This is a genomic window from Olivibacter sp. CPCC 100613 (assembly GCF_036959255.1).
In the GTDB taxonomy this organism is placed as follows: Bacteria; Bacteroidota; Bacteroidia; order Sphingobacteriales; family Sphingobacteriaceae; genus Olivibacter.
The window spans coordinates 1-25,283 of record NZ_JAWMTI010000014.1 but is presented as its reverse complement, the minus strand read 5'-3'; the positions used below and the strand labels follow the sequence as shown (position 1 = coordinate 25,283).

The following is a 25,283-nucleotide window of genomic DNA, read 5'->3' as shown; positions in this document are numbered from 1 at the left end:
TAAAAAAACAATGAAGAAAATATTGGTTTTATGTACAGGCAATAGCTGCAGAAGTCAGCTGGCAGAGGGTTATTTACGCTATTTCGCACAGGGAAAGGCTGAAGTGTACAGCGCGGGTATTGAAACGCATGGGGTTAATCCGAAGGCGATTCAAGTGATGAAGGAGGATGGTATCGATATTTCGGGGCACACCTCCAACCATGTGGATGAATACAGTCACATTGATTTTGACTATGTCATCACGGTATGTGACAATGCGAAGGAAAGCTGCCCTTATTTCCCAACAAAGGCTCAGAAGTTCCATCATAACTTTCCCGATCCTGCCAAAGCTATGGGCACCTCTGAAGAAGTCCTTAAAGAATTCCGAGCGGTAAGGGATCTGGTGAAAACCTATATGAAAGATTTTATCGAGAAACATGTAAATAACGGACGAGATGCCGACGAATAGTTGCACCCCCATTAACGGCCGTAAAAAACTAAACTTTCTTGATCGCTATCTGACGCTATGGATTTTTATCGCGATGGCAGTCGGTATCGGAATGGGTTATTTTATCCCGTCGACAACTGCTTCTATCAATGCTTATTCGAGCGGTACGACCAATATACCCTTGGCGATAGGTTTGCTATTAATGATGTATCCTCCTTTGGCAAAAGTGAAGTATGAAAACCTGGGTAAGGTGTTCAAAGATGGTAAAGTGCTCGGCGTTTCCCTTATACTGAATTGGGTCATAGGCCCGCTGCTGATGTTCTTTTTGGCCATCACCTTTTTAAGGGGGTACCCGGAATATATGATCGGTCTGATTCTGATCGGCTTGGCACGTTGTATCGCCATGGTGGTGGTTTGGAATGAACTGGCCGAAGGAAACCGGGAGTACGCTGCGGGTCTCATAGCGCTTAATAGTATATTTCAAGTGCTGTTCTATAGCGTATTTGCCTATGTTTTTATTACAGTACTTCCTCCTTTCTTCGGAATTGAAGGGACTGAAGTAAACATCACCGTTGGCGAAATAGCGAAAAGCGTAGGGATTTATCTGGGTATTCCTTTTGCCATGGGATTGATCAGCCGCTATGGATTAATAGCTATGAAGGGAGAGAAATGGTTTCGGGAGAAATATCTTCCTTTTATATCTCCCATTACCTTGATTGCCCTGTTGTTTACCATCGTGATCATGTTTAGTTTAAAGGGTGAATTGATCGTTCAGATTCCGATGGATGTAGTGCGGATAGCCATCCCGTTGGTAATTTATTTTACTTTTATGTTTATTTTCAGTTTCATGATCGGTAGACGTTTTGGAGCCGACTATTCAAAAAACACTTCAATCGCTTTTACAGCAACCGGAAATAATTTTGAGCTTGCAATTGCGGTAGCAATCGGCGTGTTCGGAATTAATTCAGGCCAGGCTTTTGCAGGTGTTATAGGCCCTTTGGTAGAGGTTCCGGCGCTAATTGCCCTTGTTAACCTTGCCTTTTGGTTCCGAAAAAAATATTATAGTAAATAGTTAATCCTCTCATTTTAGTAAAAGCTTATCATTTTGATAGTATAATTCCGTTGCTGATAAAGTTTGTTTTTTTATAAGTTGTTATTTTTCAGTGTTTTGTTTGTTTTGTGTAGCGAATGGAACACATTTGGTGCAGATACGGTAACTTATAAATGAGTATTAAACAGCATATGGAAGATGAATGGATAGCGGTCCGCAAAGCGGGCCTGGCAGATATTAAATTTGTGGATGAAATCATCGTCGAAACCGAACAGTCTGCTCGCGCGAGGGGCACGGGAATAGCAAAGCGTAACCCTGAATCACTGATACGATGTATGTGTGAAGGAAATGGTATTATCGCCATTACCGCTAGCGGACATTGGGTTGGATTTGCCTATATAACGGTTTGGGAGAATGGGAAATTCGTTTCCAATTCCGGACTGATCGTTGCCCCGGAATTTCGACATACCGGTGTTGCATCTGCAATCAAACAACATGTCTTTGCGCTTTCCCGCGAAAAATATCCCTTAGCGAGCGTATTCAGTATCACCACGGGAATAGCGGTTATGAAGATGAATAGCAGGCTCGGCTTTGAGCCGGTGACCTTTGAAGAGATCACACATGACCCCGAATTCTGGGCAGGTTGCAAAAGTTGCGTAAACTATGGCTTACTGGTAGAGAAGGGCTATCATAACTGTCTCTGCACCGCAATGCGCTTCGACCCCCGAAGCATGGAACCCTGTCCCGATAAAAAATCAATGCGCGTGCAGGTGGAAACAAACGCCTAAATCCTAAGAGCATATGGAAACGGAAAAATTGTATGAAGACAGCTTAGCGCTGTTGAAGTCGTTGATCAGTACACCCTCCCCCAGCGGAGAGGAAAAAGATTCGGCAAAACTAATACGTTCATTTCTGGTGGCGCGTGATATCAATGTATACAGTGTGGGCAACAACATCTGGGCTTATAATCGGGCCTTCAACTCAAAGAAGGCAACTGTTTTACTAAACTCACACCACGATACGGTGTTGCCCAACGGTGGTTACAGACGCGATCCTTACCACCCTGCTCTGGAAGAGGGGAAATTATATGGTCTGGGATCAAATGATGCAGGTGGTTGCCTGGTTTCGTTGATCGCAGCGTTTTTACATTTTGATAGCCGACCTGAGCTGCCATTCAATTTATGCCTTGCTCTAACGGCAGAAGAAGAGAATTCGGGCCAAAACGGGATAAAGCTGGTTTTATCACACCTGCATTCGATTGATATGGCCATTGTGGGTGAACCTACCAACATGCAAATGGCAATTGCTGAAAAGGGAAACATGGTAATCACTTGCAGGGCTCAAGGTCGGGCAGGGCATGCCGCGAGAACAGAAGGCGATAATGCTATTTCAAAGGCGTTGCGAGATATCCAGTGGATTGAACAATATCGGTTTACAAAAGAGTCTGATCTTTTGGGACCGGTTAAAATGTCTGCTACACAGATAAAAGGAGGGCTGCAACCCAATATCATCCCGGATGAGTGCATCTTTACGGTTGATGTGCGATTGACAGAAGCATATTCTGCAGATGAAGTTCTCGAAACGATGAAAGCTAATATGTCTGCTGAGCTCCGTGTGGCCACCAGTATTATGAACCCGTCTCGCATTTCCATTGAACACCCGATTGTAAAGGCGGGGTTGGCTCTGGGAATGAAAACCTTTGCGTCACCTACCTGTTCGGATCAGGGATGGTTGGATATCCCTTCCATAAAAATCGGTCCGGGAGACTCTGTCCGATCGCATATGGCAGATGAATATATCTATCTTCGGGAGATCGATGAGGGGATAAAAGGTTATATCGCATTGCTAGATACCATGACATCGATGTTGATCAATGCCACATCCGTCCAAGACGTTAAATAATAATTAGGAAATATGGGAGCTCCGTTGGTCGGTTTTACTTAAAAAAATAGAAGGATTATTTTAGTCATATTTTTATTTTCTTAATTTCATCTCACTTTACCTTCGATGCAAAGTGAGGCAAACATCAAGGCCGTGTAGCTTACCTTGCACCTGATGGCAAAGCATTCATGGCGCGTATTGGAGCCGTTTCACTTCCTCAATCCGCTTGCGTATTGCCATATGAACAGACGTGCAAATGCTTTACTGCTCGTTGCATCGGTATTCTCCAAGGCCGTTTTACCCACGCGCAGGGCTACATTAGGGCTGAAGATAATAATACGTCCGGTTAAAAGTAAAAGCCCTTCGTTCTAAAAAATGCCGCCTCCAAAATTTACAAATAGCACCGGGAGGCACGATCCGTTCCTGTAAATTTTAAAGCGGCGATTTTATTCACTACTTCATTTTTTTCAAAGGTGTTCATGGACTCCCTACGGTCGGCTCTTTGCTTCTTTATTTCGCGGACCTTCCCTTTAGGGAAAGCTTGAATGCCTTAAAAAACGAAAACTTAATGAAAAGAAAGAAGGTAAAATAATCGTTCCTTTAATATAAACAATTCATCTATGTGTTAAATCATATTAAATTTACACCAACACCCAGGGATACTTTTGTTTTCCCAATAAAAATAGCGCCTCTTATAGCCGAGAACCTTCTATTTTTTGTCCCCAAAATTTATTTTGGACAGGTGTGGATCAATGCCTATTCCGATTCGGATAATCATTATTTTGCGCCAATAAATTCAACAAAGGGGGAGCTTTATAAAAGCTCCCCCTTTGCTTATTCTTTCATTAAAATGATGAACCAACCGATGGTCAAACAACGGGTAAGTAAAAAAAGAAATTACTGCCCAGACCAACAGTACTCTCTACACCGATTTCACCTCCCTGTGTTTCAATAAATTCTTTGCTAATGGCTAGCCCTAATCCCGTACCGCTTCGATTGCTTCCGGGCATTTGAAAATAACGTTCGAAAATCCGTTGCTGATATCGTGTATCAATGCCTCGGCCATGATCTTGCACACTGATCTTTACCTGGTTGTTTTCCTCCGAAACACGCACGATAATTTCGCCTTGCTCGGGTGAGTAACGGATGGCATTGCTGAGAAAATTGGTAAGTACCCATGCTGCCTTTTCGGGATCGGCTTTTACCATCGATGGGTTTTCCGGGATCTCGGTTTTTATCAGTAATTGCCGGTTCTCCGCGGCCGTATGCGTGGCGTTGATTGCGTAATTAACAATTTCTGACACCTTGCTCTGCCGTATATTCATCTGAATATTTCCCGTTTCTACCTGCGACATGTTGAGCAGCTCGCCGGTTATCTGCAATAGGCGGTCGCTATCATCACCGATGCTTTGAAGCAATTGTTGCTGTTCTGTATTTAGATTGCCTGTAGCATTATTCTGCAAAAGCTGAAGGCCCATTTTTATGGAGGCAATGGGTGTTTTCAGTTCATGGGAAACCGTGGCTATAAAGTTGGTTTTGGCCAGATCAAGCTCACGGAAAGGGGTGATGTTTTTCAGCATGATGACGGCTCCGATAAGCTGCTCGTCTTTTTCGCCTGTGGGAACGATCTTGATGGGGATCAGTTCTTTTTCAAAGAAACTCTCTTTGCCGTTGGCGTAGATACGTATAGGAGGGGCGGTGCGCTTATCACCCGGGCTTTCGCCATGGATGAGTGTACGTAGAAGATCGTTTCGCTCTGCTAGCTCGGGAATGTTTTTCCCGAGGATTGCCTGCTTTTGTAAACCCAATATGCCCAGTGCCTCGTTGTTAACGAACAATACGGTTTGGTTTTCATCCAGGCCGATAACCGGATCGCGCATGTTATTGATCAGTGTCTCGATCCTTTTCTTTTCCATCAATAACCGGGACAGGTTTGTGCCGGCATACTCTTCCAGCTTTTCTGCCATTGTATTAAACGAAGTTGCCAGTTCTCCAAATTCGCTGTGCGCTTCAAAATGGACACGCTGGCGGTAATTATGGGCGGTTATTTCGCGGATACTGGCCGTTAGTTGGGCGATAGGATCGCCAATGTTTCCGGGCAGGTTGATTAAGAGGGTAAATGCAATCAGAAAACAAACGGCACCGGTGGTTCCGATCCAGATATTGGCATCCTCGGAGGTGTTGATTGCTGATTCACTTTTTGCAGCTATTGCCGACATGTTCAATGACATAATCTGAAGGACATCTTCCCTGATGAGTACAGGTAGTTTTTCGTCGGTCGGCTGTTTTACCAATTGGCTAAAATGATCTGAAAGGCTTTGGGATGCTTCCATTTCCCCTGGTTCGGTCAGGTTGGCGAGCTGTTTCCGTAGATTTTCCTTAAAATTGTCCAGCGATCGGGGGTCTTTCGTTACATTATCCAGGTCCTTCAGCATGTTTCGCGAATAAGTCAGCGTGTTATAGTTGGCCTTCAAAATTTGTGCGGTATCTTTTTTTAATCTTTGAACACTCCAAATGCTCATGGCTGAAAGCGTAACAATCAGCAGAAAAAGAAGGCCTACACCCAATGTCAGTTTCGTTTTGATTTTCATTGCAATAATTTATTGATGCCTTACGACAGGATAATGAGATCGATATGACGACTGGCCATATTCTTCAGCAAACGGTTAAAAACACCGGTAGCGATGATAATTCTGAATAGGCTTAACCTTGGTTTACCGATACACACGGTTGATATACGATACTTGTCGGCTTGATCTACGATAGCATCGGAAATGTCCGGCTGTTTGACCTGTATGACTGTAGCCCCGAGCTCGGCAGCCAACTTGAGATTATTGATCAGGTAGCGCTGTTTATCCAATGCTATTTTATCCGTTGCTTCTCGCGGGGTCTGTACATAGAGTACAAACCATTGACCGTTATAATAACTGGCCAGGCGAGCGGTCTTCCTGATGACACCTTTTGCCTTTTTCTCATTGCTACTGATGCAGGCGAGAAATCGTTCATGACGCAATTCTGCGGATGGCGGGACGAGGGCATCTACTTTCCGTTCTACATGCGCAGCTACTTCTTTCAGTGCCAATTCTCGCAATTGCAGGATGTGGTCATTTTTAAAGAAATTGCGTAAGGCCGTTTCGATCTTATCTGCTGTATAGATTTTGCCTTCTTTCAATCGTGCAATCAGCTCATCAGCTGTCAAATCGATATTGACAACCTCATCGGCAAGTGAAAGAATCTTATCGGGTATCCGTTCTTTCACTTCTACGCCGGTGATACGCTGTACATCTTCGTTTAAACTTTCGATATGCTGGATGTTCACCGCACTGATCACGTTAATACCTGCCTCCAGAATTTCCACTACGTCTTGCCAGCGCTTTTCATTTTTACTGCCTTCGATATTGCTATGTGCCAGCTCATCTATTACCACCAATTCCGGACGTAAGTTGAGTACGGCTTGGACATCCAGCTCCTCAAGCTCTTTGCCCCGATAAAATAGCCGACGTCGGGGTATGAGCGGTAGTCCGTTTAGCATGGCCTCCGTTTCGGCACGATGATGGGTTTCCACATACGCGACTTTTACGTCGATGCCGTTTTTTAGTAACATCCCAGCTTCTTGAAGCATGCGGTAGGTTTTTCCCACACCGGCACTCATCCCGATATATATCTTGAATTTGCCTTGTCTGGATTTTTTGATAAGATCCAGAAAGTGTGCCGCCTGTTGCCGTGTTTCTTCCATTTGTTTGATAAGATCAAGTGATCGTTGACCGACCGATCCGCATTTTTTTGCGGATCGGAGATCATTAAAAACTAAAAGCTAAAGCAGTTATAGCAAACGGACTGCCATTTGTGTTCGTTCCGTTGCGTTTTACGAAAATATCTTCGCTGCCTTGCAGATTCCTGAATTCTGTACGCCATAATAAGTTCGGTAATATCTTATAATCTACGTTGGCTGAGTAACCCCAGGTACGGAATCCCCCGGGAGCTCCTGTTGAAATGATGACCCCTTTTTTATCTTGATAATATTCCCCTCGAGCGGCAATTCGGGTACGATCGTTAAAATCGTACTTAAGAATCAGTGTAGCGGTGTACCAATTATTGTAGTGATCACTTCCTTTTTCTTGCTGTTCCCAACCGATGTCGAAACCGGTGACGAGTCCGAATTTCGCATTAAACTGAAATTGCGCGTAAAAGTTATGAAAATAACGCATTAACCTGACACTATCCGGTTTATCATTACCGATAAAAGAGCTGCTGTTCAATGTGATCTTATCGTTCGGTTTGAAAGTAAGCTGATGACCGAAGGATGGGCTTGTATTTCCGTCTACACGCTGGATCCGCTGCCATCCGTTGAGGTAGAGGGCCGATAGGTACCATTTACCGTTCGGACTGTTGTAGCCGATTTTGGCACCCGCTTCATAATAGGGTGAATTGTCTGCCATCATACTTCTTGTCAGTGTCCAATTGTCCTTCCCGATGGCACTTTCAAAACCGATATGGGAGGGCATGATGCCGGCATCAATCCACAGATCATGTCTTTGTGATATACGGAATCCGATGTTTGCTTCATATATATTCTGTAGTACGCCCGGTTCGGCAGCGTAGTTGGCATTCATATAGGTACCGGCGGCCAGGGCGAAATTCCCTCTTATCCTTTCTGTACTGTAGCCTGCTTTCAAAAATGCAAGATTGATAGTCACCTCGTTGGTCCGATTATGGCTATAAACAAATCCCGGGCGTGTATTGTTTAAAGGTCTGTTAAAATCTTGTAGGTAATAAGCTTCTGCATAACCGCTGATCTGTAAGGGAGATTCTTCCTGTGCAAAAGCCGGGCAAATTCCGCCCATAAGCAGCAAAGCTGCCGTAAAAAACATCTTCATATTTATTGTTATTTTTTAGCGATACGTTTATTGGGATGACGGATTACTTCAACTCGTCCAAGGCTATGTTCAGCTTAAGCACATTGATTTTCTCAGGTCCGAACAAGCCTAACAAGGGTTTCTCCGTATGCTGATCAACCAGTGCAGCAAGTTTGTTTTCGGGAACTTGGCGGATTTTAGCGATTCTTTTTATTTGTACTTTGGCTGCCTGAAGGGAAATATTCGGATCGAGGCCACTTCCGCTTGCGGTAACTAAATCAACAGGAATCTGCGACTTTGTAATGCCGGGATTATGGACTAAGAACGTGTCGATTCGGGCTTTCACCGCTTCTAAATATTCCGGATTGGAAGGACCCTTGTTGCTGCCCGCTGAGCCAGCGGCATTGTAATCGACTGCTGATGGTCTTGACCAGAAATATTGATCTTGATTGAATTCTTGTCCAATATTGGCATAATACTTTTTGCCTTTGTATTCAACTACTTCTCCTTTACCTTGGTTGGGGGCAGCTTGGCCGATGCCATATAGAATAAGTGTATATATTCCTGAAAATAGAACGATGGTAACGATGGTTAACCTGATCGCCTGTATAATATGTGATTTCATAACTTTTTATTTTAATATTTAAACCATGAAAGATACAAGCATGTCGATAAGCTTTATTCCTATAAAAGGAACGATCAGCCCTCCGATGCCGTAGATGAATAGGTTCCTTCTCAACAAGGCCGATGCACCGATAGGTTTATAGGCAACACCTTTCAGTGCCAGCGGAATAAGGAAGGGAATAATAATCGCATTGAAAATAACTGCCGAAAGAATAGCGCTTTCGGGACTATGTAAGTGCATAATGTTCAACCGCTGAAGCGCCGGGATGGCTGTAATAAAGAGCGCCGGAATAATGGCGAAGTATTTGGCCACGTCATTAGCGATGGAAAAGGTAGTCAGTGTACCTCTTGTCATTAACAATTGTTTTCCTATTTCAACGACTTCGATCAATTTGGTAGGGTCATTGTCCAGATCGACCATATTGCCTGCCTCTTTGGCAGCTTGGGTACCGCTGTTCATAGCCACGCCGACGTCTGCTTGGGCAAGGGCAGGGGCATCATTCGTTCCGTCGCCCATCATCGCTACCAAACGCCCGCTATTCTGTTCTTTCTTTATATAATCCATCTTATCCTCAGGTTTGGCCTCCGCAATAAAATCGTCTACGCCTGCTTTGTTCGCAATGTATTTGGCCGTCAGTGGATTATCGCCGGTTACCATCACTGTTTTGATCCCCATCGCACGCAGGCGTTCGAAACGTTCCCGAATGCCGGGTTTGATGACGTCCTGAAGTTCTACGACGCCCAACACCGAAACGGTTTTAAGGTTATTCTCCATAAGCTCCTCGCATACAACCAGCGGTGTTCCACCATCGTTTGAGATCGCCTCCACTCTTTTGATCATTTCTTCCGGGAATGATCCGCCGCTTTTTTCGGTCCACTTTCGCATCGCATCGAAGGCACCTTTACGGATCTTTCTTCCATCGGGCAGATCGACACCTGAACTTCTCGTTTCTGCGGTGAAGCCAATATATTCCAAACCTTCCATGGGCTGTAACGCTTTTGCTATTAACTCCATTTCGGCCGCAGTATGATTGAATTGATTTCCACTTGCGAGCTCTAAAATAGACTTACCTTCGGGCGTTTGATCGGCCACGGATGCCCAAACCAGGGATTGCAGAAAACGTGATCGCTCCACGTTTTTGTTCGGATGAAAATGAGTCGCTTTACGATTACCGATGGTGATGGTTCCTGTTTTGTCTAATAAAAGTACATCGATATCACCGGCAGTTTCCACTGCTTTTCCGGATTTGGTGATTACATTGGCCCGTAGCGCCCGATCCATTCCGGCGATTCCGATAGCACTTAATAGGCCACCAATGGTTGTCGGTATCAGGCATACAAAGAGCGAAATAAATGCGGCAATGGAAATCGGCGTTCCTGCATAATCACCGAAAGGCTTTAAGGTAACGCAAACAATAATAAATACCAGCGTAAAACCGGCCAAAAGGATGGTCAGCGCGATTTCATTCGGGGTTTTCTGACGACTGGCTCCTTCTACAAGTGCAATCATTTTGTCGAGAAAGCTTTCTCCGGGCATGGCAGTTACTTTGATATGTATTTTATCGGAAAGGACTTTTGTCCCACCGGTTACACTGCTTTTATCGCCGCCTGCTTCCCGGATCACGGGAGCGGATTCACCGGTAATTGCACTTTCATCAATGGTGGCCATTCCTTCAATGATTTCGCCATCGCTGGGGATAATATCGCCTGCGTCGCAAACCACTACGTCGTCTTTTTTGAGTGCTGTTGAGTAAACGGTTTTATAAACACCGTTTGGAAGGAGTAGTTTTGCAGGTGTTTCTTCCCTCGTTTTTCTTAAACTATCAGCTTGGGCTTTGCCGCGTGCTTCCGCAATGGCTTCCGCAAAATTGGCGAACAACAAGGTGAGGAGCAGGATAAGAAAAACGATAAAGTTATAGGTGAAATCTCCTTGATTCTTTTCTCCTGCAAGAATCCAAAGGCACACAAAGAACATAATCGCCGTTCCGATTTCTACCGTGAACATAACCGGATTACGGAAAAGTATTTTTGGATTTAATTTTACAAAGGCTTGTCCAAAGGCTTCTTTTATAAGGTCCCTCTGAAACAATGTTTTATTATTCGGTTTCATTTTTTTCTTTTTTACTGTCAGGTTATCGTTTATAAATACCGATCATTTCATTCCTCGCTTATTGGTACAACGTAAAATACTCGGCAATCGGACCTAATGTAAGCGCGGGAAAGAATGTCAAAGCGGCAATGATGATGATCACAGCGAATATCATCAGGCCAAAAGTGGCGGTATCTGTTTTTAGGGTACCGGCCCCTTCGGGAATGAATTTTTTTCCTGCTAGTATGCCGGCGATGGCTACGGGGCCTATGATCGGCAAGAAGCGGGAGAGAATGAGTACAATGCCCGTGCTGATATTCCACCATGGGGTATTATCTCCGAGGCCTTCGAATCCACTACCATTATTTGCGGATGAAGAGGTATATTCATACAGCATTTCGCTGAACCCGTGAAAGCCGGGATTGGCAAGCGTTGAAGCGGTATAACCGGGGAGTGCTGCGGCCAGTGCGGTGGCAGCTAAAATCAGAAATGGATGTAAAAGCGCAATGATCATGGCTATTTTCATCTCGCGTGCCTCAATTTTTTTTCCTAGAAATTCAGGCGTACGTCCGACCATCAAACCGCTTACAAAGACGGCGATAATAATGTAAATGAAGAAATTAAGGATTCCGACACCACATCCTCCATAAAAGGCATTGATGATCATGGCCAACAGTTCATTCATGCCTGACAAGGGCATCGTACTGTCATGCATGGCATTTACGGAGCCCGTTGAAATTACGGTGGTTACAATTGACCAGAAACCCGACGCTGCGGCTCCGAAACGGATTTCCTTGCCTTCCATTGCACCCATCGATCCGTCAATCCCTAATGCGGCAATGGCAGGATTACCATCCATTTCCATCTTGATATTGGGGATGGCCAGTAGCAAAAATCCAACGGTCATAACACCGAATATCATCCATGCTAACTTTCTCTTACGGATGAAATAGCCGAACGCAAAGATCATCGCTAGCGGGACGATCAATTGTGCGAACATTTCTGTCATATTGGTTAGATAGTTTGGGTTTTCAAATGGATGCGTTGAGTTGGCACCGAAAAAACCACCGCCATTGGTTCCAACATGTTTAACGGCAATAAAACCTGCTGCCGGTCCTCGGGATACTTGTACGGTATCTCCCTGCAAAGAGATCATGGTATCTTTCCCTTCGAATGTTTGAGGCGTACCGTTGAATAAGAGAATAAGCGCCACGATAAAGGAAATAGGCAATAGGATCCGGGTGGCAGATTTAACAAAAAATTGGTAAAAGTTTCCGAGCTTTTCGGTTGTTTTTTCCCTGAAAGCGACAAAGACCGCGGCAGCTGCTGCCATCCCTGTGGCTGCGCTCACAAACTGGAGGAACATAAGCCACAACTGACCAAGATAACTGATACCTGATTCGCCGGAGTAATGTTGCAGGTTACAATTTACGACAAAAGAAATGGTGGTATTGAAAGCGAGATCTGCCGACATGTCCGGATTGGCGTCGGGATTTAATGGCAAATGCTGTTGATTGGTCAAAATCAACATACTGAGCAGGAACCATACGGTATTGATGACCAACAAGGCAAGCATGTGCTGCTTCCAGTTCATCTCTTTTAGTGGATTGATGCCCCCCAGCTTGAATAATAACTTGTCAATTGGATTAAAGAGGGGATCGAGTAAGGTTTTTTCACCTCCGTAGACTTTGGCAATATAGTTGCCGAACGGAATGGCCAATGCAACGGATATCCCGAACATGGCAACGATTCCTAATATTTCTGTGTTCATTTGATTTTTTCTAAAACGTTGAATTGAAATAGCGATGTGCTAAAATTTTTCCGGTTTCAAGAGTACATATACCATGTACAGAAACACGGCAATGGCGACGATGAATAGTAGTGTCATGTTAGCTAAATTTTTTCAAAGTAATCGATCGTTTTGATCAGAAGGCCAAAAATGACCAGTCCGATGAGAATTAAAATAATTGTCTGCATGGTGGTTTAATTAAAATGATTTATGGTTTCGCCGGATGTTCATGAATGCGCTGAACGAGATAGATGGAAAATAACCTTTGTGGGATGCTGCTTTCTATTTCTTCCCACTCTAATTTGCTACAGTGCCTTTTAAGGCTATTAAACGAGCGGATAAATAAATTTTCTACGAGATCTCTAACCTTCTCGTCACTCGTGGTATATACCCATCCCATAAAAGCCATGGTATAGCGAACTTTTCCGATCTCGTGCATGGCCAGGCGATCTCTGAGGTAGTTTACTACCCCCTGCAGCAATGCAGCAAGATTTTCCCTTGTGGAGGGCTTTTGGATTTCTTCGGTCGCTTCCGGTAACTCGGCCGCAATAATCTGGAACATATCGTCCGATGAGATTTTTTTCATTTGTTTTTTATTTGCCCACGATAGTCCAATAATATGCCATGAATGGATTTTTTTATTTAAAGGTCTTATTTACAATATTTTATACTGATTTCAGGATCAGATGAAAAATAAAAAAGCCTATCAAAATGATAGGCTCTTATCAAAATGAAAATAAGGTTGAGTGGTTAAATAGTTGAGTAGTTGATTTGTACTTCTAGGACTGTTATTACGAATACGAACAAGCGATAACCCGTAACTAATAACTAAACATAACTCGCAACTAATTGTGTGGGTCAAGAATCTTTAATCCTTTTATATTGTTGAAATCTTTTACGTTATGTGTAACAATGGTATAATCATTTATGAGTGCAGAGGCTGCTATGACTGCATCAGGTAATTTCAATTTATATTTCTTACGTAGTAGTATCGTTTGGTTCACAATGTCATTGTCCAATGGTATAATATCAGCTAAATCTAAGAAGGCTAATATAGGGGGTGGAATATCGTTAAGTGACGAAAGTTCTATTTTATTAATTACAGAGATTATAGGCTCATCGTCAACTATTTTTGCAATTAATTTCTGACCTTTTGCAGGAAGCAAAGATGAGCAAAAGTCAATAATAGCATTGGTATCTAATAAGAACTTCTTTCCCATTCTTCTCGCATTGTTTTAACAGCTTTTTGATAAGTTTCGGCTTCCTCTTTGCTAATACTTCCGACAAGTGCTTCAGATAGTTTCGCTTTTTTTGCCTTTCTTTTATCACTTACAATTTGAATAAGGTTAAGCAATTCTAAATCTTGGATAAGCTTAATCGCATTTTTATCTCGTATTTTAATTACTAATGTCTCCATAACAGATTATTCTAGTTACAAATATACGTTAAATTGTTGAGTGGTTGAGGCGTTAGGTAGTTGAGTCGTTGATTTGTACTTCTAGGACTGTTATTACGAATACGAACAACCGATAACCAGTAACTAATAACTAACTTCGTTGGGTAGATCGTGCAGACTTAAATGAAATAAACAAAATGAATAAGCACAACGTATATTTTACACCTATTTTTATGATTGGTTTTTTCAGTGCTTTTGCACAAGATAAACATACAATCTACGAAAAAGAAGGCTATCGTTTGGTATGGTCTGATGAATTTAATCGGGATGGCGCTCCGAATGTGATGAATTGGAAGTTTGAAAAAGGTTTCGTGCGCAATGAAGAGACCCAATGGTACCAAGAAGAGAATGCCTGGTGCGAAGGGGGAATGCTGATTATTGAAGCAAGAAAGGAGCATAAACCGAATCCAAATTATGTTGCCAATAGCAAACGATGGAATGAGCGTAGGCCGACCATAACGCATACTTCGGCCTCTCTGAATACGCGCGATCTGCATAGTTGGCAATACGGACGTTTTGAAATGCGGGGACGTATTGATATCAGCGATGGGCTTTGGCCTGCTTTCTGGACTTTAGGTGTTTCCAAGCCTTGGCCCTCCAATGGAGAAATTGACATTATGGAATATTACAAAGGTAATATTTTAGCCAACATTGCCTGCGGGACGGAGAAGCCTTATCAGGCCAAATGGTACAGTGAAAAGAAAGCGGTAAAAGAATTAGGGGGTTCGCAGTGGGCCTCGAAATTTCACGTATGGCGAATGGATTGGGACGAAGAGGCTATTGCTTTATATGTAGATGATATTTTATTAAATAAAGTACCACTGGATGAACTGGTGAACCGCGATGGGAGTAATTTCAACCCGTTTAAGCAACCACATTATATATTGCTGGACCTGGCAATGGAGGGGATAAACGGAGGCGATTTGGGAAATACGCACTTTCCTAATCGCTTTGAAGTGGATTATGTGCGAGTTTATCAGAAAAGGTAAGCTGTTTCGTTGCTAAAAACGGACTTTTCTATGGGTAAGGAGGATGGATTCAGTCTATTAAAATGATCTTGGATGGCGGCGCCATTGGCGCCGCCGGGAATCAGGATCTTATTATCCGATATATGCATGACTTGGTCATTAATAATCGGTCGATTTGGTTATAGCTTCCCATTGTCTGTAACTTGAGCTGAGCAGATCGAGTTTGCTAAAAGCGCGCGAATAGGCATCACTGCCCAAAAGCAGGTATACAGGAGGCTCCGACATCTCTGATAGCTCAATCATGACTTTAGCTGCTTTTTCGGGATCACCTGCTTGCTGACCGTTCATGTTGGAATAACGCTCATGCGAGGCACGGATGTCTGCGTAAGCATCGATTTTCTTTTCCGATAAGACCAACGAATCTGCCTCCAGGAAGTTAGTGCGGAAGGCTCCGGGTGCGATAACGGTTACCTTGATACCCAAGGATTTTACATCGTCGGCCAACACTTCACTTAAACCGATCACGGCATGTTTTGCCGCTCCGTAAACCGACCAACCGATAGCAGGGGCGATACCGGCAATGGAAGCAATGTTAATAATATGACCAGCTCGCTGTTCGCGCAAGATTGGCAGTGCATGACGGATGACATTGATCATACCAAATACATTGACCTCGAAACTATCGCGTGTCTCTTGGTCGGTCAGTTCTTCTATACTGCCACCGATTCCATAACCGGCGTTATTCACAACCACGTCTATCCGACCAAAGGTTTGATGTGTCTGCCGGATGGCGGTTGCTACCTGCTCGTCGTTGCCCAAGGCCACTGTCAGTGGTAGAAATCGGTCACCCGTAAAATTAACGGCATTGATCAGGCTTTCGCTATTACGGGAGGTTGCTGCTACCCGGTGCCCGGCTTGTAGTAATTGTTTGACTAATGCCAGCCCCAGGCCTTTGGATGCACCCGTAACAAACCATACTTTTTTGTTTTCCATATTCATTGTATTCATAAGACAAAGATATAATGGCTGCAAGCTCTGCTGTTTACCTGAATCAAACGGATACTATCGAAATTCAAACAAGTCGGAGGGAAGTAGGTGTCACCTTGGTCTGCTTCTTGAAAAAGTAGGTGAAATGCGATGGTTGTGCAAAACCTAGGCTATAACTGATCTCGGATACGTTCCAGTTGGTGTGCTTTAATAATGCCGTGGCTTCGGCGGCCATCCTTTCGGCAATATGGGTTGTGGTTGTCTTCCCGGTTGTTAGTCGAACCGCACGATTGAGGTGGTTCACATGCAGTCCTAATTTATTGGCGAAATCGCTAGCGGAGCGCATTTTGATATACTGTTCGGGTGATTCAATTGGGAACTGTCGCTCGAGTAAATCGGTAAATATAGCGGTGATTCGTGCGTTGGTGTCGGGGTGATGGTATAACTGTTCGCTCGGTTCCATCTTTCGGGCTAGGTGGATGAGTTCGGATACATAATTGCGCATCAGATCGTATTTAAAGCGGTAATCGGAGTTAATTTCGTTCAGCATCTTCTCAAATAGGCTAATTACCTCTTGTTCCTGCTTTTCGGTTAAGGTGTACGCAGGCTGACCACCGGGTGCAAACATCGGTAAATCATGGATTCCGTTTCTGACGTTTTCGGTGTAAAAGGATTCTTTAAAGACACAAAAGAACCCGGTGGATTGATCATCTAAACGTTCGAAACGATAGGGGACGGCCGGATTGAAAAAAAGGAGGGTGCTACCGTCAAATGCGATACTCTTATCAGCATAATGGCAACGGTGTTTTCCGCGGATAAGCATGACCTTGTAAAAATCGTAACGAGCATAAGGGGAAGGAGGGGCACTACGGCTCCCGCTGTCGGCTAAACGGAAAACGTTAAAATCCCCTGCGCCGCTCGGTGGAAGCGGTGGAGTTTTATCGAATTTGCGCGCATAAAATGCGTCAAGACTTTGGGTACCGGGCATCTAACAAAATACTGATTTCTTCGCGAGAATTGCAAATGGCTCTTCAATGAAGATGCGTAGTTGAATCGTTGAGTTTACCCGCAACTGATAACTAACAACTAACAACCAATAACCAAACTGCCTAATCTTCTTTTATTGCTTTAATTGGATTGCTGGTGGCGGCCATGAAACTACGGATAAAAACGGTAGTTCCGGCGATGAAGAGCGTAACAAGTAATCCGACAATAAAGTGTAGGGGTGTTATGTTAATCTGATAGGCAAATTCTTGCAGCCAACTGTGCATGGAATACCAGGCAATGGGGACGGCTATGATAAAAGCAATACCGATTAAAACAACGAAATCTTTTAAAAAGAGCAATACAATATTTTTCACGGATGCACCCAGTACCTTGCGTACACCGATATCTTTTACACGTTGTACGGCCATTAGAGAGACCATACCCAGTAAGCCTACGCAGCTGATAAGGATGGCGATGAAGGTGAAAACCTTGAATGTATTATAAAGTGTTTGCTCTTGCCGGTACAAACGAGCAATTTTATTATCAAGAAATTCATAATTAAATAGGGATTCGGGATTAAGTGCAGACCACCCCTTGTTGATAGATGCGATCGCCTCTTTTATATTGTTCGATTGGAGTTTTACGCTTGCTTGGTGGAACCTTTCGGGATTATAATAAAGAAAACAAGCCCGGATCTTTTTATGCTTTGATTCACTTTGAAAATCAGCTATAACGCCTTGGATCTCTGCACGGCGATCATTCACCATCACCTGCTCGCCCAGGGCATCTTCGAGGTTATGTATCCCCAACCGATTTACAAAGGTTTCATTTACGACAATTTTTAAGAGGCTGTCCTGCCCCGTGCTTTTGACAATAGGCAGTCCTGCTAACATCTTCAGTTTAAACATGGAAAGATAATTTTCATCGACTACTTTCATTTCGGTTACATCAACCTCATTCATACCTAAGTGTGGAGCAGAAAAGGGCGTATAGTTGATATTGTAAGCCGGCGCAACAGAAGCAAAACTGAAGTCCTTAACCCCTGGTTGCCTGGAAAGTAGCTGGCGCAATCCTTCGGGATTTTTTCCCATATCAAAAGTGATGATGGATTCTTTATCAAAACCAATGTCTTTGTTGAGAAAAAAATCCATTTGTCTGGCAACAATAAAGGTGCTTATGATCAGTAATTGAGTCACCAGAAACTGGATCCCGATCAGGCCTCTTTTTAAAGTAGTAGTTCCTTTAACGGCTGTTGAGAAAGACGATTTTAAAATTTGTAATTGGTTAAAGCGCGATTGAATCAACGCGGGATATAAACCGGAGATCAGAACCGCGCATATGGAAATTAGCAGGAGGCCAATGAAAACGTCTATCTGTAAAAGCTGATCGGAACTGATGCGGGTGCCAAAAAACCGTTCGGTATAAGGGATAAATAACAGCAGGCTTCCCACGGCGAATGTTAAGGCGATGATTACCTGAATGATAATTTCGGCAAGAGCGCTTTTAATGATCTGAATGGCTTTGGCACCAATGACTTTTCGGATGCCTACATCTTTGGAGCGTTTTAAAGCAAAAGCGGTAGCCATGTTGACGAAATTGATACAGGCGATTATTAAAATAAAGAGGCCAACGATTGCTAAACCATATATGCTCTTTTTAGAACGCGGCATACTGGTTTGATTGAGATACTGTTGATCGTAATGTATATCGGTTAGCGGCTGTAATAACAATTTGCCTTTTTCTTTTTCGACTTCTTCGCCCCAATTCTTTTTAATAAAGGAAGGAAGTTTCTGCTCGATGTTGGCGGCAGATAATTTTTCGGGCAAGGTAACGTACAGGTACCCACCTTGTATGGACCAAAAATTGCTGGTTTTATCATGGAATGTTGCCCAGGAGACCAGCGACTTAAAGGTTAGGTGGGTATTGCTGGGAAGGTCTTCAATAAGGCCGGTTACTTTCAGCTCCCAATCGTTATCCATGCGGATGGTCTGTCCGATCGGGTTCTGATCTCCAAAATATTGTTTTGCAAGGCTTTGTGTAAGCACAATCGTGTTCGGCGCTTCCAAGGCTGTGTTGGGATCGCCCGCCAACCAGGTTAAATCAAATATTTTGGCAAATTCATTGTCGGCTGCACCGATATCTTTAAGGATGTGACGCTCCTGGTTGATTTCAATCATACTTTCCCGCCAATAATAGTATTGAGAAACATGCGCTAGTTCGGGAAAGTCATTTCTAAGGGCAGGGGCGACGGCAAATGAAACACTGGGATTATAATCTAAACCCAGCGAGGTTATCCGATAAGTTCTGTCTGCTTGTTTATGGTATTGATCGTAACTGAGCTCGTTCCTGACGATGAGAAAGATTAATATACAGGAGGCAAGTCCTAATGCCAAGCCGAAAATATTAATAGCTGCGTAGGATTTATAACGAGCGATTGACCGTACCGCAATCCGAAAATAATGCTTAAACATAGCCTGATTATTAATTGCTAAATTAAGCTCAAATAAAAAGCCATTCTGCAGAAATGATGGATAAGACTTGTTTAGGGCCTTTTTTCCTTTACACTACTGTCCGAATACGAACACTTATTGTTCGGTTTTGGTTGAGACGGTGATAGTTAAGTAATTGAGTAGTTGAGACGTTGGGTGGTTGAGTTTACTGGTTAAAAAAAGTCACTTCTAGAGGAAGTGACTCGGTTGGATATTACTACTTGCCCTTGGAAGACAAATCAAAGATAGCGCTACTTTGTTAAATCGGTATTAATTTTTTTTTATAGAATCTATTGCCGGTATCCTTCTTTTCTGATGAGATGATACTCGCTCGAATACCATTTTCATCCAGCATCGCTGCGATCTGTTCTACTATATAAATTGATGCTTCGATTTCATCTTTTCTAATGGCCACACTTTCTATGTTTAAGCCAAACGGAACCGAGTTTTCTGTACAGAATTCCATCAGAGTGGATGCGATTGCAAGACAGATGTTGACAGAACTTTTTAGCATATCGGCCGATTCCAACAGTTCTTTCTTTAATTTTTGAGGAATGTGGATACCCAACCATTCCATAAAACGCAATGTTTTTTCTGAACCGCAGACACTCAGTGTGAAGAGGAGGGTAGGTATTTTTTTGTTTTCCTTTTTGCAGGTATAACAGAGATCTTCGATAAGTTGCTTTGCATAATCTACGTCAAAGATACACTGGGAGATAAAATAAGATACCCCACAGCGCTGCTTGTCCAATATGCGCTTATCTTCGTCGTTTAATGCGGCATGTCTTTCGGGAATTGTTACGGCACCCATTACAGACTGATCTGCCAATTGACTCCATAGCTTGTATGCCTCAGGTAAACTTGTTTTGACCGGAAAATCGGGTGCCGGTAAGCCTACAAAAACCGGAAAGAAGTTATGCCTGTTGAGTTTGTTCAGCCAAGTTGACAATTCTTCCGATCGGTATTTCCCCGCAGGGCGATAGATGATTTTCGGAATGGGGAGTTGTTGGAGATATTGTTGTGCAAAGTCAAAAGGATCTAAGGCTTTTAAAAAGGGGAAGGGCCTTTCACTGGCTGTACGGGCAGATTCATCTTGTACATCATAAACGATGAGCGCATCAAGATCCAGGGATTTGATGCGTGCAACGGTTTTCTCCGCTATCTCAGCAATGCGCTGCGTACTGGTTTCCTCTTTTGGAGGTGTAATGCCGTAAGTCAGAATGCCGGACACCCCGGTTTTAATCTTATTTAGAAACATAGTATAATGTGTTGATCTCGAGATTTCTGCGTTCTCTACTCCCCGAAATACTCAACAGCGTTGTTTTCTGTTTCATGGAGTTTAACTGAGTGGAGAAAAACGCCTTGATGCCTTTCAATCGGTTCTTTTAAACATTTAAAGATCTCTATGCAAAGTATTTCTGTTGTGGCCATTTTTCCTTGTAGAAAATCTACATCCAGATTCAGATTTTTATGATCGAGTTTTTCGACTACCTGTTCGTGGATAATGGCCTTTAGTCCGTTCAAGTCGATCGGGTAAACTGTTGTTTCGTTAATTTCACCTTTAACCGTAACGAAAAGCTCGTAATTATGTCCATGCCAATTAAGATTGGCGCATTTGCCGAATATTTCTTCATTCCTTGCCTTCGTCCAGTCATCTCGATACATCCGATGAGCTGCATTGAAATAAGCCCTTCGCGTAATATATGTCATCATCTAATCTTCGAAAATTAATAAAGCGGGCAACATCGCCCGCTTTATTCTTAGATTATATTTTCTACATTAATCTGTTCGCGTGCCTGTTTCGCTGCAGCTACCATGTTTTCCAGGGCAGCTTTGGTTTCGGGCCATTTGCGTGTTTTCAATCCACAGTCGGGATTTACCCAAAGATTACGAGCAGGTAATAATTCGGCTGCCTTTTCTAACAGCAATACCATCTCTTCTGTGCTTGGTACGCGAGGTGAATGGATATCGTAGACGCCGGGTCCAATTTCATTCGGATATTCGAAATGGGCAAAGGCTTGCAAGAGCTCCATCTGCGAACGGGACGTTTCGATCGTGATGACGTCGGCATCCATGGCTGCTATATGTTCGATAATGTCATTGAATTCGCTGTAACACATATGAGTGTGTATTTGGGTGCGGTCTTGAACGCCGCTTGCCGAGATGCGGAAGGCCTTTACGGCCCAATCGAGATAATGAGGGCGTTTGGCTATCCGTAAGGGAAGCCCCTCACGGATGGCGGGCTCGTCTATCTGTACGACACCGATACCCGCCTGTTCGAGAGCCACTACTTCATCGCGTATGGCCAAGGCAATCTGGTTGGTAGTGACTTCACGTGGCTGATCGTCGCGTACAAATGACCATTGCAAAATGGTTACCGGGCCGGTTAACATGCCCTTCATTGGCCTATCGGTTTGCTCGGCAGCAAAACGACTCCAGCGTACAGTCATGTCATTCGGACGGCTTACATCACCAAAAATAACAGGTGGCTTTACGCAACGGCTACCGTAGCTTTGTACCCAGCCATTTTTGGTAAACAGGAATCCATCCAACTGTTCTCCGAAATATTCCACCATATCGTTACGTTCGAATTCGCCATGCACCAACACGTCTATACCTATTTCTTCTTGCCAACGGATGGAATCGATGGTGGCCTGTTCGATGGCTTTTTCATATTGCGCTGAACTTAAAGCACCTTTCTTAAAGTTAGCTCTCAATTGCCGTATATCATCGGTCTGCGGGAAGGAGCCAATGGTGGTGGTTGGGAACAATGGTAACTGAAAGCGTTCGTGCTGCACTTGTTGGCGAATGGGAAAGGCGCTTAACCTACTTGCATCTGCATCGGTAATGGCCGCTACACGGTCTTTTACTTGTTGTTGATGTACTTTGCTTGATGACCGGCGACTTTCGATGGCTTGTTTATTGATGTGCAATGCTTCATCGTTACCTTTGATGATCTGCCGTAAATCACTGACCTCTTTTAACTTCTGTTTCGCGAAAGCCATCCAGTTTTTTATCTCCGGATCAAGTGCAGTTTCTAAGTCTAGATCGATCGGACTATGCAACAACGAGCAGGAGGGAGCTATGATTGTACGATCAGCACCCAGTTTTCCCACGGCCTTTTCGATTTGGTGCAATGATTTTTCATAATCATTTTTCCAAACATTACGTCCGTCAATTACACCCAGGGAAAGTTGAAGGTGTGCCGGAGCCAGCGCCAATACTTCTTCTAGTTGTTCCGGTGCACGTACCAGATCGATATGAAGGGCCGTAACAGGAAGATTGACGGCTAATGCTGTATTATCTGCCAAGGCGTCAAAATAGGTGGCTAGCAAAAGCTTAACACCACTTACACGATTGGCAATGCTACGGTAAGCGAGATCAAAGGCTTCTTTTTCTTTCTTTGAAAGATCAAGAACGAGGCACGGCTCATCTAATTGAACCCATTCAGCGCCTTGTTGTTTAAGTCTGTTGATAATCTCAATGTACACAGGAACTAATTTCTTGATCAAATCAATTCGTTCGAATCCGGCTTCTTTCTCCTTGCCCAGCAAGAGATAGCTGACAGGACCCAGTAAAACAGGCTTTGCTTTTGAACCCAACAATTGTTTGGCTGCGTAATGTTCGGCAAATATATTCTCGTAGAAAACACGGAAGTCCTGATCTGCGGTAAATTCCGGCACGATGTAATGATAATTAGTATCTAACCATTTTGTCATTTCCATCGCGGTAATGTCCAGACCATCTTTTTGATAGCCGCGGGCCATGGCAAAATAAAGGTCGATTTCCTTATTGCCTTTTACATCGGATAAAACGGCAGAATAACGTTGTGGAATTACGCCTAATAACAGACTCATATCGAGCACCTGATCGTAGAAACTGAAGTCATTGCAGGGGATAAGGTCTATACCGGCATCACGTTGTGTTTGCCAGTTTTCTTCTTTGATCTTACGTGCTACTTGATTGAGTTCATTGCGATCAATTTTACCTGCCCAATATTGCTCACAGGCTTTTTTTAATTGTCTTTGGCCACCAATTCGCGGGTAACCGAGATTTTGCGTCAGCATTTCTTTTATGAATTTAATAAAACCATTAAAAGTGCCTTTGCTAAACTTTCCAAGACTTCCACGAAAAAAAAGCCATACTCATCCCTTGAGGCAGATTACTATCGGCCATCGAAAATTCAGATCAGCGCTGCTTTATTACGCGAAAGCATTGTCTATCCGGTAAAAGGCAGGTCTCCTGACTTATAACATTTCGGCCGTCCTTCCCATCCTCTTGACGGACAGTGGACCTCATTGACGGAAACTTTGTGTGTTACTTACAGTTGCGCGACAGCTCGTGATTCTCACACGATTCCCTTTTAATCCCGATTTTCATCGAAAACCCCTTCCGGTTGATAAGTAAAGAAAAGAACTGTTATTTAATAAATCTAATCGGCTAAAGGACTAAATTCTGTACAAATCTACATATTAAGTTTTAAATGCTTTATAAATAGGGTAACTTAAGAATAAAAATCTATATTTGCCTATATTTTGGAATATTAAGCTTTTTCTATATTTAAAATAGCATCCTAAAAGGAAATTATTCTATGGAAACACTAGACGATGTGGATATTCAATTGCTCAAATTACTTGGTGCAGATGCTAAATTCACGATTAAGGAACTGGCAACGAAGGTAAACCTTTCGCCATCACCTGTTTTTGAACGGGTAAAGCGACTGGAAACAAATGGATACATAAAGAAATATATTGCGTTGATCGATGCGGAAAAGCTTGATTACGGTTTGATTATTTTTTGCAACATTAAGCTTAAACAGCACGATAAGAGTATAGGCAGTGACTTTGTGCAGGATATTATGCAACTGAACGAAGTGGTTGAATGTTACAATATTTCAGGTGATTACGATTTTCTGTTAAAGGTTTATGCGCGCGATATGAAGCACTATCAGGATTTTGTTTTCAATAAACTGGGTTCGGTGAAAAGTATAGGAAGTACGCATAGTACTTTTGTGATGTGCGAAAATAAAAACACGTATAATATCAATTTTTAACGGCTTATCTTTTTAGCTGTATCTAAAGCCCCTGCCTACCCATCAGTAAATTATTATATGCATACATTACCCCTTTTAAAGAAGCAATGTGTCTTTAAGGGTAAATAAGGATGTGCATTTGTTTGCACTTTTAATTGAATCTTATACTAACTAATCAACTATAGACAAATGAAAATTACTGGGTTGCTCTTTTTTCTTTTTGTTAGCTTGGCTATAGCTTCAGGTGCGAAAGAACCCGATCTTGTGCAATACGTAAATACGTTGCAGGGTACGGATTCTGAACCGGGCTTATCTTACGGCAACACGTATCCAACAATCGGTTTACCTTTCGGTCAACACTTTTTTTCAGCACAGACCGGTAAAAACGGTGATGGCTGGAAATATAAATACGCGTCATCAAGTATCAGAGGTTTCCAGCAAGTACATCAATGTAGCCCCTGGATGAATGATTACGCCGTTTTTTCATTGATGCCTATTGTGGGCGAGTTACGTGTTTCGGAAGATGAACGGGCCGGTCGTTTCAGCCATCGCAACGAAGTGGGCAAACCACATTACTATCGGGTTAAGTTTGATAACGGAATAGAAACGGAAATTTCACCTACGGAACGTGGCGCCCATATGCGTTT

At 43.2% G+C, this 25,283-nt stretch carries 23 protein-coding genes, 1 pseudogene and 1 riboswitch; of the genes and pseudogenes, 8 read left to right on the top strand and 16 right to left on the bottom strand.

Translation table 11 applies throughout. The features are described 5' to 3' along the window. Positions 1–10 precede the first annotated feature (10 nt). The 5 genes from RYH73_RS25515 (at position 11) to RYH73_RS25495 (ending at position 3,731) form a co-directional block, all read left to right on the top strand. Positions 11–448, top strand: a complete 438-nt coding sequence (locus RYH73_RS25515) for an arsenate reductase ArsC (protein WP_335316260.1) — start codon at positions 11–13, stop codon at positions 446–448. Continuing rightward, the gene (gene arsB / locus RYH73_RS25510) at positions 435–1,499 is read left to right on the top strand and encodes an ACR3 family arsenite efflux transporter (protein ID WP_335316259.1); all 1,065 of its coding nucleotides are present in this window, start codon (positions 435–437) and stop codon (positions 1,497–1,499) included. The genes RYH73_RS25515 and arsB overlap by 14 nt, the downstream gene beginning before the upstream one ends. Before the next feature lie 152 nt (positions 1,500–1,651). Then, positions 1,652–2,266: a GNAT family N-acetyltransferase gene (locus RYH73_RS25505; RefSeq protein WP_335316258.1), complete on the top strand. Its 615-nt coding sequence runs from the start codon at positions 1,652–1,654 to the stop codon at positions 2,264–2,266. Between the two features lie 13 nt (positions 2,267–2,279). Then, positions 2,280–3,380, top strand: a complete 1,101-nt coding sequence (locus RYH73_RS25500) for a M20/M25/M40 family metallo-hydrolase (protein ID WP_335316257.1) — start codon at positions 2,280–2,282, stop codon at positions 3,378–3,380. 153 nt (positions 3,381–3,533) lie between these two features. Then, entirely contained in the window at positions 3,534–3,731 is a 198-nt protein-coding gene (locus RYH73_RS25495) for a hypothetical protein (protein ID WP_335316256.1), read from the top strand. Positions 3,732–4,228: 497 nt separating this feature from the next. Here the strand turns inward: RYH73_RS25495 and RYH73_RS25490 are convergent, their stop codons facing one another. The 10 genes from RYH73_RS25490 to RYH73_RS25450 all read right to left on the bottom strand — a co-directional run bounded on the left by RYH73_RS25490 (position 4,229) and on the right by RYH73_RS25450 (position 14,134). Further along, positions 4,229–5,950 (bottom strand): HAMP domain-containing sensor histidine kinase, encoded by a 1,722-nt coding sequence (locus tag RYH73_RS25490; RefSeq protein WP_335316255.1) that lies wholly within the window; start codon positions 5,948–5,950, stop codon positions 4,229–4,231. A 20-nt stretch (positions 5,951–5,970) separates the two neighbouring features. Beyond that, positions 5,971–7,095: a sensor protein KdpD gene (locus RYH73_RS25485; protein ID WP_335316254.1), complete on the bottom strand. Its 1,125-nt coding sequence runs from the start codon at positions 7,093–7,095 to the stop codon at positions 5,971–5,973. A gap of 64 nt (positions 7,096–7,159) precedes the next feature. Next, positions 7,160–8,236: a porin gene (locus RYH73_RS25480; RefSeq protein ID WP_335316253.1), complete on the bottom strand. Its 1,077-nt coding sequence runs from the start codon at positions 8,234–8,236 to the stop codon at positions 7,160–7,162. A gap of 43 nt (positions 8,237–8,279) precedes the next feature. Continuing rightward, a complete protein-coding gene (locus tag RYH73_RS25475; protein ID WP_335316252.1) occupies positions 8,280–8,840 on the bottom strand; it encodes a K(+)-transporting ATPase subunit C in 561 nt (186 codons plus the stop codon). Between the two features lie 18 nt (positions 8,841–8,858). Next, positions 8,859–10,949 (bottom strand): potassium-transporting ATPase subunit KdpB, encoded by a 2,091-nt coding sequence (gene kdpB / locus RYH73_RS25470; RefSeq protein ID WP_335316251.1) that lies wholly within the window; start codon positions 10,947–10,949, stop codon positions 8,859–8,861. A 58-nt stretch (positions 10,950–11,007) separates the two neighbouring features. Then, positions 11,008–12,699, bottom strand: a complete 1,692-nt coding sequence (gene kdpA / locus RYH73_RS25465) for a potassium-transporting ATPase subunit KdpA (protein ID WP_335316250.1) — start codon at positions 12,697–12,699, stop codon at positions 11,008–11,010. Between the two features lie 39 nt (positions 12,700–12,738). Beyond that, entirely contained in the window at positions 12,739–12,816 is a 78-nt protein-coding gene (locus tag RYH73_RS26740; RefSeq protein WP_442946147.1) for a potassium-transporting ATPase subunit F, read from the bottom strand. Between the two features lie 109 nt (positions 12,817–12,925). Next, positions 12,926–13,303, bottom strand: coding sequence for a DUF7674 family protein (locus tag RYH73_RS25460; protein ID WP_335316249.1), 378 nt, complete (start codon positions 13,301–13,303; stop codon positions 12,926–12,928). Positions 13,304–13,562: 259 nt separating this feature from the next. Beyond that, positions 13,563–13,937, bottom strand: coding sequence for a type II toxin-antitoxin system VapC family toxin (locus tag RYH73_RS25455; RefSeq protein ID WP_335316248.1), 375 nt, complete (start codon positions 13,935–13,937; stop codon positions 13,563–13,565). Continuing rightward, on the bottom strand, positions 13,916–14,134 hold the full coding sequence (locus RYH73_RS25450; protein ID WP_335316247.1) for a hypothetical protein: 219 nt from the start codon (positions 14,132–14,134) through the stop codon (positions 13,916–13,918). The genes RYH73_RS25455 and RYH73_RS25450 overlap by 22 nt, the downstream gene beginning before the upstream one ends. A gap of 176 nt (positions 14,135–14,310) precedes the next feature. On the opposite strand from RYH73_RS25450, the gene RYH73_RS25445 reads away from it, so the two are divergent. Next, the gene (locus tag RYH73_RS25445; RefSeq protein ID WP_335316246.1) at positions 14,311–15,162 is read left to right on the top strand and encodes a glycoside hydrolase family 16 protein; all 852 of its coding nucleotides are present in this window, start codon (positions 14,311–14,313) and stop codon (positions 15,160–15,162) included. 138 nt (positions 15,163–15,300) lie between these two features. On the opposite strand, the gene RYH73_RS25440 is transcribed toward RYH73_RS25445, so the two are convergent. The 6 genes from RYH73_RS25440 to metE all read right to left on the bottom strand — a co-directional run bounded on the left by RYH73_RS25440 (position 15,301) and on the right by metE (position 23,671). After that, positions 15,301–16,149, bottom strand: coding sequence for an oxidoreductase (locus RYH73_RS25440; RefSeq protein WP_335316245.1), 849 nt, complete (start codon positions 16,147–16,149; stop codon positions 15,301–15,303). A 64-nt stretch (positions 16,150–16,213) separates the two neighbouring features. Next, a complete protein-coding gene (locus RYH73_RS25435) occupies positions 16,214–17,116 on the bottom strand; it encodes a helix-turn-helix domain-containing protein (RefSeq protein WP_335316244.1) in 903 nt (300 codons plus the stop codon). 121 nt (positions 17,117–17,237) lie between these two features. After that, a complete protein-coding gene (locus RYH73_RS25430; RefSeq protein WP_335316243.1) occupies positions 17,238–19,586 on the bottom strand; it encodes an ABC transporter permease in 2,349 nt (782 codons plus the stop codon). A 277-nt stretch (positions 19,587–19,863) separates the two neighbouring features. Next, on the bottom strand, positions 19,864–20,862 hold the full coding sequence (locus RYH73_RS25425; RefSeq protein ID WP_335316242.1) for a methylenetetrahydrofolate reductase: 999 nt from the start codon (positions 20,860–20,862) through the stop codon (positions 19,864–19,866). A gap of 35 nt (positions 20,863–20,897) precedes the next feature. After that, positions 20,898–21,314 carry a 6-pyruvoyl trahydropterin synthase family protein gene (locus RYH73_RS25420; protein WP_335316281.1) on the bottom strand — a complete coding sequence of 139 codons (417 nt, stop codon included), beginning with the start codon at positions 21,312–21,314 and terminating at the stop codon, positions 20,898–20,900. 50 nt (positions 21,315–21,364) lie between these two features. Further along, positions 21,365–23,671 (bottom strand): 5-methyltetrahydropteroyltriglutamate--homocysteine S-methyltransferase, encoded by a 2,307-nt coding sequence (metE, locus tag RYH73_RS25415; protein WP_335316241.1) that lies wholly within the window; start codon positions 23,669–23,671, stop codon positions 21,365–21,367. 148 nt (positions 23,672–23,819) lie between these two features. Further along, positions 23,820–24,010, bottom strand: a riboswitch (cobalamin riboswitch). Positions 24,011–24,195: 185 nt separating this feature from the next. On the opposite strand from metE, the gene RYH73_RS25410 reads away from it, so the two are divergent. Beyond that, a complete protein-coding gene (locus RYH73_RS25410) occupies positions 24,196–24,657 on the top strand; it encodes an Lrp/AsnC family transcriptional regulator (RefSeq protein ID WP_335316240.1) in 462 nt (153 codons plus the stop codon). 168 nt (positions 24,658–24,825) lie between these two features. Then, a pseudogene (locus RYH73_RS25405) lies at positions 24,826–25,283 on the top strand (GH92 family glycosyl hydrolase); the annotation flags it as partial.